This window comes from Actinopolyspora biskrensis (assembly GCF_013408175.1).
GTDB lineage: Bacteria > Actinomycetota > Actinomycetes > Mycobacteriales > Pseudonocardiaceae > Actinopolyspora > Actinopolyspora biskrensis.
The window spans coordinates 15,330-27,102 of record NZ_JACBYW010000007.1; the positions used below are offsets into that span (position 1 = coordinate 15,330).

Sequence of the window (11,773 nt, forward strand, 5' to 3'; positions counted from 1 at the left end):
GCGCTCACGGTCATGCTGCGAAAGTGCTGCACGCCACACGTTCGCAGAACTGTGAGGAGTTTTCATGACGTATCGAGCGACCGGAAGTCGCTTACGTCGCCTGTTCCCGTCGATGGCGGGCCTGGCGGTGGTCACACTGCTGACCGCGGGGTTGGCGCCCGCTTCGGCGGGGACGTCGCGGGCCGAGTACCAGGACCCGTCCCTGCCCGTTCAGCAGCGGGTCGACGATCTGATGTCGCGGATGTCGCTGCGGGACAAGATCGGTCAGATGGTCCAGATCGAGCGGGACGCCGCGGGCCCCTCGGAGGTGGCGGACAACCGCATCGGCTCGGTGCTCAGCGGCGGCGGTTCGACGCCGGAATCGAACACGCCCGAGGCGTGGGCCGACATGTACGACCGCTACCAGCGCGCGGCCCTGGACACGCCCCTGGGAATCCCGCTCCTGTACGGCGTGGACGCCGTGCACGGGCACAACAACCTGCGCGGTGCCACGATCTTCCCGCACAACATCGGGCTCGGCGCGGCGGGCGACCCGAAGCTGGTCCAGCGGATCGGTGCCGCCACGGCGGAGGAGGTCGCCGCTACCGGCATCGACTGGACGTTCTCCCCGTGCCTGTGCGTGGCCAGGAACGACCGCTGGGGGCGCACCTACGAGGCCTTCGGCGAGACCCCGGAACTGCCCAAGAAGATGACCAAGGAGATCACCGGTTATCAGGGCAAGCGGCTCGGCGAGGACCCGAGCTCGATCATGGCCACGGCCAAGCACTACGTGGGCGACGGCGGAACCACCGGCGGTGAGGACCAGGGGAACGCGCAACTCAGCGAGCGCGAGCTGCGCAAGATCCACCTCGAGCCGTTCCGCAAGGCGGTCAAGCGCGACGTCGCCTCGGTGATGGTTTCCTACAGCAGCTGGAACGGCACGAGGATGCACGCCCACGAGTACCTGGTTCAGGACGTGCTCAAGCGGGAGCTGGGCTTCGACGGCGTGGTGCTCTCCGACTACGACGCGCTGCACCAGCTCGACGGCGACGACTCGACGCTGACCGCCTCCGAGGTGCGCGAATCGGTCAACGCGGGTCTGGACATGATCATGCTGTCCACCGATCACGCGAAGTTCCTGCGGTTGCTGCGGCAGGAGGTGGAGTCGGGCGACATCCCGATGCGGCGCATCGACGACGCCACCGCCCGCATCCTGACCAAGAAGTTCGAGATGGGGCTGTTCGAGCGCCCCTTCGCCCAGCGCGACCTGCTGCCCACCGTGGGCAGTGACGAGCACCGGGCCCTGGCGCGGCAGGCGGTTCGCGAGTCGCAGACACTGCTGGAGAACGACGGGGTGCTGCCGCTCTCGCCCGAGGAGGACGAGGTGTTCGTGGCAGGCTCCAACGCCGACGACATCGGCAACCAGAGCGGCGGCTGGACCATCAGCTGGCAGGGGTCCAGCGGGGACATCACCGAGGGGACGACGATCCTCGAGGGGATCCGGGAGGTGTCGGACTCGAAGGTCACCTACGACGAGCGGGGCGACGGCATCGACGGCAGCTACGACGCCGCGATCGCGGTGGTCGGCGAGAAGCCCTACGCCGAGTACGAGGGCGATCGTCCCGAGGGGGTCCGGCTCAGCGAGGAGGACCTGAACACGATCGCCAAGCTGCGTTCCTCCGGGGTTCCGGTGGCCGTGGTGACGGTGTCCGGGCGTCCGGTGGACGTCTCCGAAAGGGTCGACGGCTGGAGCGCGCTGCTGGCCTCCTGGTTGCCCGGCACCCAGGGCGGCGGGGTGGCCGACGTGCTGTTCGGCGAGTACAACCCCACCGGCAAGCTCCCGGTGACCTGGATGCGCTCCTACGAGCAGCAGCCGATCAACCGGGGGGATCACAAGGATCCGCTGTACCCGTACGGGTACGGGCTGAGCTACCGGAGCTGACGGAACTCCGGCACCCCGGCTCCGCGCCGGGGTGCCTACCGGAATGCCCGGGCGGCGTCCTGCCGAGGCGGGGCGCCGCTCACGGTCTTTCTCAGAGCGCGCCGCCCGCGGCCTCGGGAGCCGAGGGATCAGCGCCCTCGTCGCCGACCTGCTCGCGGGACAGGAAGTTCTCCACCTCGAACAGGTTGCCCCCGGCGCGGTCGAGCACGTTCAGCAGCGTGGACATCTGCGCGACCTCCTCGACCTGCTCCTTGAGGAACCACTGCATGAACTGCTCGCCGATGTAGTCGTCCTCGGCGCGGGCGGTCTTGGCCAGGTTCTCGATCTCGGCGGTGACCTCGCGCTCCTGGGACAGCGCCAGGGCCACGAGCTCGCGGGCCTCGTCGAATTCGTTGCGCACCTCGTCGGTGGACGGAATGCTCACGGAAATGTCGTTGTCCATCAGGAACTTGACGATCATCATTCCGTGGTTGCGCTCCTCCAGGGCCTGCTTGTAGAAGTGCGCGGCCAACCTGGGGAGGTCGTTCTTGTCGAACCACACAGCCAGTGCGATGTACTGCTGCGAGGCGTTGAACTCGCTGCGCACCTGCTGCTGCAGCAGCAGGTGGAACTTGCTTTCCCGGTTTTCTTCGCTTTGCTCCGTCGTGGTCATGCCACGAATATACACATTCCTCGGGGTGGGGCTTTTATTCAGGTTCGCCTCAAATAGTTTTGACTCCCCTAAAATAGGTGAGCCTTGTTTAACGAAGGCAAGCTTTACTTTTCCCGGATTCGTGGGGCGGGAATTGCGCGTCGCCGCCGCGATTGTGACACGGGCAACTTTTCCCCGCCGTTCCGGCGGGTCGCTGCCACCGGCGTTCCCGGCCGGTTCGATGGTGCGTTCACGCTCGTTCGCCTCCACGCCGCGTCCGGTGAGGACGGTCGCCGCGTCTTTCCGTTCTCGGGAGGCGGCGTCCGTGTTCCCACTGCGATACGAGTGCGTGCGAGCCCCTGATTCGTCGAGCCGGGTCACGAAGTCCGCTCTCGCGCGAGAGGTGCGCTCCTCGGGGGCTGCGGCGAGTGCGCGGCCGCGTTGACCTTCGACGCGCCCGCGACGACGGAGGGCACCTCCGAGGGGCGGCCCCGGGGACGAGGACGTCCGGCCCGGCTGTGACCCCTCCAGTTTTGCCTAAAACTGGAACACAGCCCGTTGCGACATGTTTCGTTCCGTGAAGAAAACGTGTTCGTTGTGGGAACCGTCCGCCGGTGATGGACAGCGTGGTGGTTCAACTCCCGTGCTGCGCAGTATGGCGCACTCGTCGGCAGCACGGAAGTGGTCGTTTTCTGCGGAAAATGCTCCCGAAGAACTCCGGGTGCGGCCGGTACGGGAACCGGACGTTCCCGATCAACCGTTCCGAGCCCTGACCAACAGGTTCCCGGTGCCGAGCCCCACGGGAAGGTGGCGGCGCAGGTGGCGGATCGCGGCGTAGTGCCCGTGCTGGTCGTGGACCCGCTCGGTCTCGGCGACGAGCTCGGGTCGCCGCGCGCGGAGCAGCTCCCAGGACTCGGAGTGGCTCGCGGGCGGAACGGTTCCGTCCGCCATGATCCCGGCCAGGATGCGTGCCTGCGCCGGGGAAACTCCGGTGGCGCGCCGCAGGCGGGACACCGCCCGCACGTTGTTGCCGCGCCGGAGCCGCTCGGTGACGGCTTCGCGGGTCTCGTGGTCCACCGGGATCAGGCGCACGGCCGGATCGTGCTCCGCGGAATTCCGCGACGACCTGCGCGTGAGCACCCCCGCCGCCCACAGGATCCAGCTGAGGACCAGCAGCACGGTCCCGACGAACGACAGGACATCCATTCCCGAACCTCCTGGCCTCTCCGCAGTGGGCCCCGAGCGCCGAGCCGTCACCAGTGGACGGTCGCGCCGTCGCACAGCCTCTCATCACCCGGCCGGTCCGTGGGGCGTTCAGCAGTGATCACCGGGAACCGGGGCGGGAGCTCGCCCACGAACCCCGTGCCCGCGGAGACCGTTCACTCCCCGTTCAGCCACCCGCGTTCGGCCAGTTCGGCGTGGAACTTCCGGTAGTTCTCGGCCAGCGCGGCGACCTCCCGGTCGGACGGCTCCACCAGCTCACCCCGCGGGACCATCGCCTCGGCCGCGCTCTCCAGGTCCGCGTGGACGGTTCCGCTCGCGGCCAGCAGCGCCGCCCCCAGCGAGGTCTCCGCACCGCGCACGCGCAGCACGGGCCGTTCCAGCACCGAGGCGCGCACCCGGCACCACAGTTCGCTGCGCGCGCCGCCGCCGACGGTGCGCACCGGCTCGGTCACCGGAACCCCCAGCCGAGCCAGCCTGTCCAGCGCGAGCCGCTCGCAGAAGGCCACCCCTTCCAGCCGCGCCCGGTGCAGCTCCACCTCGTCGGGATCGCCCAGCAGGAAACCGCGCGCCCGGTCGGAGCGGAACGGGAAGCGCTCACCACCGCGCCGCAGCGGGTAGCAGACCGCACCGGCCGGGCCCCGCGCGGAAGCCAGCTCGTCCAGCTCACCCAGCCGGGAGGGGGCCACATCGGCGAGGGTTTCCCCGCCGGTGTTGGAGGCGCCGCCCGGCAGCCAGCCGCCCTCCGGGTGCCGGTGGCTGTAGACCACCCCGGCGGGATCGTGCACCAGCTCCCGCGAGACGGCCTTGAGCACCAGGGTCGTGCCGAGCACCGTGACCACCTGACCGGCGCGCACCGCCCCGGCCGCGAGCTGGCCCGCGCACCCGTCGGTCATGCCGGAACGCACCTCGCAGGAGGTCGGCAGCCCCGTCTCCCGCGCGGCATCCGGGGAAACGCGGCCCAGCCCCCGCGCGGGCCCGACCACCCCGGGAAGTCGTTCCGGGGCGATCCGCAGCGCCTCCAGCGCCTCGTGCGCCCACTGGCCGCGAACCGGGTCGTAGCCGCTCTTCAACGCGTGGCTGGTGTCGGTGGCCACCGGGTGGCCGACGAGCCGCTCGCCGAGCACCTCCGGGGTGTGCAGCAGCCGCGCCCGCGAGTCGCCGAGCCGCTCGGCCAGCACCCCCAGGTGCGCCAGCCCGGAGGCGGCCGAGGGGGTGATCCCGATGTCGGCCCAGCGCGCGGCCCCGGCTTCCCGCGCAAGCTCGGCCTGACGCGTCCCGCCGCGGTCGTCGTACATCAGCGCCGGGGCCACCGGTTCGGCGTCCTCGTCGACGGCGGCCACGGTCCCGGAGGTCGCGCTGATCGCCAGCGCCCGGATCCCCCCGGCCGCGGGGCCGAGTTCGGCCGTGCACCGGGCCAGGCAGTCCCGCACCGCGGGCCACCAGGTGCGGGCGTCCTGCTCGGAGGCCCCCGAGTCGTCCCGCCGGGGCCGGGGAAGGCGCTCCGCGGCTTCGGCCCGACGTCCGCCGTGGGCGTCCAGCACCAGCACCCGCACCTCGGCCGTGGCCACGTCCACCCCGGCCACCAGCGGTTCGGCTCCACCCGAACCGCCGCGTCCTCCGCTCGGGTTCACGGTGCTTCTCCCCGGAAACCGCGCAGCGCGGCGGGCAGCTCGGCCAGCGAGCCGATCACCGCGTCCGGTTCGGCGAGCTGCTCGGCCGTGGGTTCGGGAGGTGCCTCGCCACGGGTGATCCACACGCTGCGGACGCCCACGGCCGCGGCGCCGCGCACGTCGGCGTCCAGCCGGTTGCCGACGTGCACCGCGCGTTCGGCCGTCACCCCGGCCTCGTACAGCGCGTGCCGGAATATCGCGGGATCGGGCTTCTCCGCCCCCACGACCTCCGAGATCGCCCACACGTCGATGTGTTCGTCGACCCCGTCGCGGCGCAGCGCCTCGGTCACCAGGCTCCGCTGGTTGGCCACCACTGCCAGGCGGTAGCGCGCGGAGAGCTCCCGAAGGGCGGGCAGCACGTCGGGGTGCAGCGCTTCGGGCGGGTACTCCCAGTGGCTTTCGGCCAGATCGGACAGTTCCTTCCTGCGCTCGGCGGTGAGGAAGTGCTCGGCCACCGCCGTGCGCAGCGAACCGCTCTGGCGTTGCCGCTGCGCGTCGTAGACCCGCAGGAACTCGGCTTCGTCCACTTCGTACTCGGCGAGCTCGCGGGTGGCGCGCAGCAGCGCGTCGCGGTAGACGGCGTCGTCGTAGATCGGCCCGCCCACGTCGAGCAGCACCAGCTCGACGTGGGCGGGCGCGTCGTCGGATTCGTTCATGGCTCCCGTTCGTCGTGTCGAGGACGGAGGAGGGCGGCGGGCACCGCCCCGGAGGTTCCCGTCCGGGGGTTCCCAGTTATAGGCAAAATTGGGAACACCACTCGGGGAGGTGAGGGGCACCTCCGGTCACCAAGAGGTGAACCCACCGTCTATCACGACGTTGCTGCCGGTCATGAAGCTGCTGGCGTTCGAGGCGAGGTAGACGGCCAGCGGCCCCAGCTCGGAGGGCTTGCCGACCCGCCCCATCGGGGTCTGCTCCAGCCAGGAGGAGTACCACTCCGGCTGGGTCCGCTGGACGCCCTGGAGCAGGTCGGTCCCGATGTATCCGGGCGAGATCGCGTTGACGCGCACCCCGCGGTCGGCCCACTCGCCCGCCAGCGACTTGGTCATCGTGATCACCCCGGCCTTGGAGGTGTTGTACGAGACCTGCGCCTGCGGGTGGTTGGAGATCATGCCGGACATGGAGGCGATGTTGACGATGGAACCGCTCCCCTGCTCCAGCATGGCCTTGCCGACCTCGCGGCAGCAGTAGAACACGCCGTCGAGGTTGAGCCGCAGCACGTCCCGCCAGGAGTCGTCCGTGGTGTCCTCGGCGTTCTCGTTGCGCACCATTCCGGCGTTGTGCACCGAGACGTCCAGCGAGCCGTGGTCGTCGACGATGTCCCGCACGACCTCGGCCACCCGTCCCGAGTCGGTCACGTCGAGGTGGACGAACTCGCCGCCGACCTGTTCGGCGGCGAGCTTGCCGTTCTCGGGGTCTATGTCGCCGATCACCACCTCGGCCCCGTGCTCGGCCAGGGCTCGCGCGATGTTCATCCCGATGCCCCGGCCACCTCCCGTGACCAGGGCGGTGTTGCCGTGCAGTGCGAAGTCCTCGTTGCTCATCACGTTCTCCCGTGGCGCAGGGCCCGCCGGTGTCTTCCCGTCGTGCCGGAGGTCAGGTGGTCGCGGTCTCCGCCGGAGTGTCTCTCGGGACGCCTCGGTTCGCCCTGGCCTCGCCCGGATCGCTGGGGTCCTTGACGTAGCTGGACAGCACGGCCACCACCACGTACATCAGCGCGAAGGTGATCGCGACACCGCCACCGCCGAGCACGGGGTGCACGAGGTAGACCGTCACCGGGCCGAGGAAGGCGGCACCGCCGGCGCCGAAGTTCAGCACGGCCAGCGAGGAGCCCTTGTCCTTGGTGGAGACCATCGAGGGCATCAGCGCGGACAGCGGCACGAACCCGGCCAGCAGCACGCCGTAGACGGCGCCGAGCGCGGACGCCACCGCGAAGCTCTGCGAACCGATGGCCGCGAAGTACCACAGCGGAGTGGCGATCGCGCATCCGACGCAGCCGAACCAGGTGACGGTGCGCCGCCAGCCGAAGTAGTCGCCGAGCACTCCGAAGCCCAGGTTGGCCGCGATGTTCGCGGCGTAGGTGATGCTGCTCAGCGCGGCGACCTCGGAAGTGCTGAGGAAGCCGCCGCCCGGCGTCTCCGGCCCGAAGACGAAGGGGAACATCGCGAAGAAGCCGAACTCGGGGGCGGTGTTGACGATCCTGGTCAGCCCGCCCGCGAGGGTCCGCTTGTCGCGCCAGAGGATGTCGACGCCCTCGAGCAGGCGCTTGGGGCTGCGCGGGTTGGTCACGCTCTCGTCGGCGATCGGCTTGGTGCCGTGCGGTTCGTGGATGCCGAAGCAGCCGATGAGGCTGCCGACGGCGACCAGTACCAGCGACAGCACCAGCGTGGCGTGCAGGCTCATGCCGAACGGACCGATGGCCAGCGCGGCCACCGCCGCACCGAGGGTGGGGAGACCGCCGGTGAAGACGAACCAGAACCAGCCCGCGACCGAGCCGCGCATGTGCACGGGGCTGGCGACCTGGGCCCAGACGAGGAAGGCGTAGGAGAACAGCGGGTAGGCGAACCCGCGTATGCCGTAGATCGTCACGATCAGGGCGTAGCTGTGGGTGGGCACCGCGACGAACAGGAAGAGGATCTCGAAGACGATCCACCAGGCCGCGCCGAGCCACATGACGTAGCGCGGCCCCCAGATGGAGGACAGCGTCCCGGAGAACCACGAGGCGATCATCACGGCGAGCCCGTAGACGGTCACCGTCGCGAAGGTCGCCTGGGAGCCTTCCAGCCCGCCGCCCTCCGGGCGCTGCAGGTAGTCGGTCAGGTAGGTGATCTCCACACCGTCGCCGATCATGAAGATCAGCACGCCGACGAATCCCCAGAACAGCGGCTTGGGGATGCCTATTCTTTCCAACCAGTTCCGGTTGTCCGGCGCGGCGTCCGAACTCGCCGCGCCCGGTGGCTGCTGTGCCAATGTTCCCGCCTCCGAAGCGACTGAGGATGCCGGGGCCACCTCGTGGGCGGTCCCGTGTACGCGGCGGATGGGCAATCGGAGTTGTGATGCGCGGCACCGCCGGTGTTAAGCGAGCATCATGCATCTAGTGACTTTCACTCGCAAGGTGTTAACCCTAAGTTTTCGCATGTTGAACCGTATGTCCTGGTGGATCTCCTCCGGCTTCCCCATGGATGGGCACGCTGCTCGGGTGAGCTTAACGCTGGGGCTGGACATATAAAGTGTGTATCGTTAATTTAACCTCAAGTTTGTGAAAGGACAGCGCATGACGGTCAGCCAGGTAACCGAGCCGCGGTCGACGGGTCCGCTGCGAGCGGTCGTGTTCGACATGGACGGCGTGCTGGTGGAGAGCGAACACCTCTGGGAACGGATGTGGAGCCGCTACGCCGCCCGCCACGGACACGAGTGGAGCTCCGCGGACACCTCGACGGTGCAAGGCATGAGCTCCCCGGAGTGGTCGGCCTACCTAGGCCGGGTGTGCGGGTCGCCGGAACCCGTCGCGGAGATCGAACGGGCGGTCGTCGACGACATGATCGCCGCGCTGGACGACGGTGAGATCCAGCTGCTCGAAGGGGCACGCGAGATGGTCACCGAGGTCAGCGCGGTGGCCCCGATCGCGCTGGCCTCCTCGGCGGCGCGGCGGCTCATAGACGCCGTGCTCGACCGCAGCGGACTCACGGACCGCTTCGTGGCGACCGTGTCCAGCGCCGAGGTCCCCAGGGGCAAACCCAGCCCCGACGTGTACGCCGAAGCGGCCGAACGACTCGGACACACCGGACCCGAGTGCGCGGCCGTCGAGGACTCCAGCAACGGTATCCGGGCGGCTCACGCGGCCGGGATGAGCGTGGTGGCGATCCCGAACTCCGAGTACCCGCCCAAGCCGGACGCCGTCGAGTCGGCCACCGTCGTGGCCGAGTCGCTGTCCCACGTCCGGCGCACCTTGCTGTCCATGTTGTCCGCCCCGGTGGTCGAAAGCGAAGGTGCCTGATGACCGGACTGATCGACGGTGACTCCTTCAAGGAGTCCTGGCTGGAAGGGTTCGTCACCGCATACGGGAGATCCGTGGCCCGTGTGCCCGGAGCGTACGGAGTGGTGGGGCGGCACGCGCCCCGCCGGGGCAAGGTCTCGGTGGTCATCGGCGGCGGCTGCGGGCACTACCCGGCCTTCGCCGGGCTGGTCGGTCCCGGGCTGGCCGACGCGGCCGTGGTCGGCGACGTGTTCACCAGCCCCAGCGCGGAACAGGTCTACCGCACGGCGCGCGCGGCCGACGGCGGCGCGGGAGTGCTGTTCGGCTACGGCAACTACGCGGGCGACGTGATGCACTTCGGGCTGGCCGCGCGCAGGCTGGCGGCCGAGGGGATCGACAGCAGGACCGTGCTGGTCACCGACGACATCGCCAGCGGCAGCGCCGACAACGCCGCCGAGCGGCGCGGCGTCGCCGGTGACTTCTTCGTGTTCAAGACGGCGGGTGCCGCGGCCGAGCGCGGCGACGACCTGGACGCGGTCGCGGCCGTGGCGAGCAGGACCAACGACCGCACCCGCACCTACGGGGCCGCCTTCGGCGGGTGCACCCTGCCCGGCAAGTCCGAGCCGCTGTTCACCGTCGACCCGGGCCGGGTGGAGCTGGGCCTGGGCATCCACGGCGAGCCCGGGGCGCGGGGAGCCGACGCCATGGGAGCCGAGGCGCTGGCGGCCGAGCTGGTGGACAAGCTCGTCGCCGAGCTGCCCGCCGGAACCGAACGGGTGGCCGTGCTGGTCAACGGCCTGGGCCGCACCAAGTACGAGGAGATGTTCGCCTGCTACCCGGCGATCGAACGGCGTCTGCGCGCCGCCGGGCTGCGCCCGCACCGGCCCGAGGTGGGCGAGTTCGTGACCTCGCTGGACATGGCGGGTCTCTCGCTGTCGCTGCTGGCGCTGGACGACGAACTCGCGGAGCTCTACGACGCCGACTGCGACACCCCCGGTTTCCGCCCGCTCAACCCGCTGGCCACCGGAGAGGACACCGGGTCGGCGGGCGCCGCCGGGGCGCCGGGGACCGAACAGCAGCGGGAGAGCCGCGGCGGCGTGGTGCACACCCTGCTGGAAGCGGCGCTGGAACGCGTCTCGGCGGCCGAGGACGAGCTCGGACGGCTGGACTCCGTCGCCGGGGACGGTGACCACGGGCAGGGCATCGTGCGCGGGCTGCGCGCGGCCGTGCGGGCGGCCGACTCCACGGGCAGCCACCCGGACGACGCCCGCTCGGTCGGCGACGCGCTGCTGGCCGCGGGAACGGCACTGGCCGACGCGGCCGGAGGGGCCTCGGGAGCGCTCTACGGTGCGCTGCTGAGCCAGACCGGAGCCGGGCTGCGCGCACACCGGGGCCGGGTGGACACCGCGGCGCTGGCCGAGGCGGTGCGCGGGGCCTGCTCCGCCGTCGCCGAGCTGGGGGGAGCGAGCAGCGGGGACAAGACGCTGCTCGACGCGCTGGAACCCTTCCGCGACGCGCTGGTGGAACAGGCCGAGTCCGGAACGGCCCTGGCCGAGGCGCTGACCTCCTCGGCACGGGTGGCGAGCAAGGCGGCCGAGGGGACCGCCGAACTCACCTCGGCGCGCGGGCGCGCCTCCCGGCTCGGTGGCAGGGACCGGGGAACGCCCGACCCGGGGGCCACCTCGCTGGCGTTGCTGCTCGAAGCGGCCGCGGCCGCAGTGGCCGACGGCGCCTGCGAACGGGCCACCTGAGCACTCGCGGGGCGGGAGCCGATGGGCGATCCGCTCTCGCGCACTCTCTCACGAAAGGGGAACCGAGGATGACGGTCACCGTTGCGGTCGCGGCGGACAACGCGGGCTTCGAACTCAAACAGCTGATCGCCGAACAGCTGGGATCCGACGAGCGGGTCGGCGAGGTGCTGGACTACGGCGTGCACGACGCCTCCGACGACCGCGCCTACCCCCGCCTCGGGCTGACGGCCTCCGAGGCCGTGGCGGGCGGGCAGGCCGAGCGCGCCGTGCTGATCTGCGGGACGGGGATCGGCATGTGCATCTCGGCCAACAAGGTGGAGGGGGTGCGGGCCACAGTCGCGCACGACTCCTACTCGGTGGAGCGCTCGATCAAGTCGAACGATTGCCAGATACTGACCATGGGGTCCAGGGTTATAGGTCCCGAACTGGCCAAGCGCCTGGTCGACGAGTGGCTGGGCTACTCCTTCGACCCGGCCTCCGCGAGCGCGGAGAAGGTCGCCCAGATAACCCGCTACGAACACCAGCACTGAACAGAAGGTCGGCGGCTCGGTCTGCGTGGCGGGGCACTTGGCGGAACCTCAGTCGGCGCCCGGCTGCGGGTGT

The 11,773-nt window shown here is 70.4% G+C and carries 10 protein-coding genes; 4 read left to right on the plus strand and 6 right to left on the minus strand.

Annotation, left to right across the window (positions count from 1 at the left end; genetic code table 11):
• Positions 1-64: 64 nt before the first annotated feature.
• Positions 65-1,921 carry a glycoside hydrolase family 3 protein gene (locus FHR84_RS17855; RefSeq protein WP_246300758.1) on the plus strand — a complete coding sequence of 619 codons (1,857 nt, stop codon included), beginning with the start codon at positions 65-67 and terminating at the stop codon, positions 1,919-1,921.
• Between the two features lie 91 nt (positions 1,922-2,012).
• On the opposite strand, the gene FHR84_RS17860 is transcribed toward FHR84_RS17855, so the two are convergent.
• From FHR84_RS17860 to FHR84_RS17885, 6 genes are all read right to left on the minus strand, one after another.
• Positions 2,013-2,573, minus strand: coding sequence for a ferritin (locus FHR84_RS17860; protein ID WP_179536695.1), 561 nt, complete (start codon positions 2,571-2,573; stop codon positions 2,013-2,015).
• Positions 2,574-3,305: 732 nt separating this feature from the next.
• Complete coding sequence (locus FHR84_RS17865; protein WP_179536696.1) at positions 3,306-3,758, minus strand: hypothetical protein; 453 nt, start codon at positions 3,756-3,758, stop codon at positions 3,306-3,308.
• A 173-nt stretch (positions 3,759-3,931) separates the two neighbouring features.
• Positions 3,932-5,407: an FGGY-family carbohydrate kinase gene (locus FHR84_RS17870; RefSeq protein ID WP_179536697.1), complete on the minus strand. Its 1,476-nt coding sequence runs from the start codon at positions 5,405-5,407 to the stop codon at positions 3,932-3,934.
• On the minus strand, positions 5,404-6,102 hold the full coding sequence (locus FHR84_RS17875) for an HAD family hydrolase (RefSeq protein ID WP_179536698.1): 699 nt from the start codon (positions 6,100-6,102) through the stop codon (positions 5,404-5,406). The genes FHR84_RS17870 and FHR84_RS17875 overlap by 4 nt, the downstream gene beginning before the upstream one ends.
• A 126-nt stretch (positions 6,103-6,228) precedes the next feature.
• Positions 6,229-6,987 carry an SDR family NAD(P)-dependent oxidoreductase gene (locus FHR84_RS17880; RefSeq protein WP_179536699.1) on the minus strand — a complete coding sequence of 253 codons (759 nt, stop codon included), beginning with the start codon at positions 6,985-6,987 and terminating at the stop codon, positions 6,229-6,231.
• Positions 6,988-7,039: 52 nt separating this feature from the next.
• Positions 7,040-8,413, minus strand: a complete 1,374-nt coding sequence (locus tag FHR84_RS17885; protein WP_179536700.1) for an MFS transporter — start codon at positions 8,411-8,413, stop codon at positions 7,040-7,042.
• A gap of 304 nt (positions 8,414-8,717) precedes the next feature.
• On the opposite strand from FHR84_RS17885, the gene FHR84_RS17890 reads away from it, so the two are divergent.
• The 3 genes from FHR84_RS17890 to FHR84_RS17900 all read left to right on the plus strand — a co-directional run bounded on the left by FHR84_RS17890 (position 8,718) and on the right by FHR84_RS17900 (position 11,700).
• A complete protein-coding gene (locus tag FHR84_RS17890) occupies positions 8,718-9,440 on the plus strand; it encodes an HAD family hydrolase (RefSeq protein WP_179536701.1) in 723 nt (240 codons plus the stop codon).
• A complete protein-coding gene (locus FHR84_RS17895) occupies positions 9,440-11,170 on the plus strand; it encodes a dihydroxyacetone kinase family protein (protein ID WP_179536702.1) in 1,731 nt (576 codons plus the stop codon). The genes FHR84_RS17890 and FHR84_RS17895 overlap by 1 nt, the downstream gene beginning before the upstream one ends.
• Positions 11,171-11,238: 68 nt before the next feature.
• Complete coding sequence (locus FHR84_RS17900; RefSeq protein ID WP_179536703.1) at positions 11,239-11,700, plus strand: ribose-5-phosphate isomerase; 462 nt, start codon at positions 11,239-11,241, stop codon at positions 11,698-11,700.
• Positions 11,701-11,773: the final 73 nt, after the last annotated feature.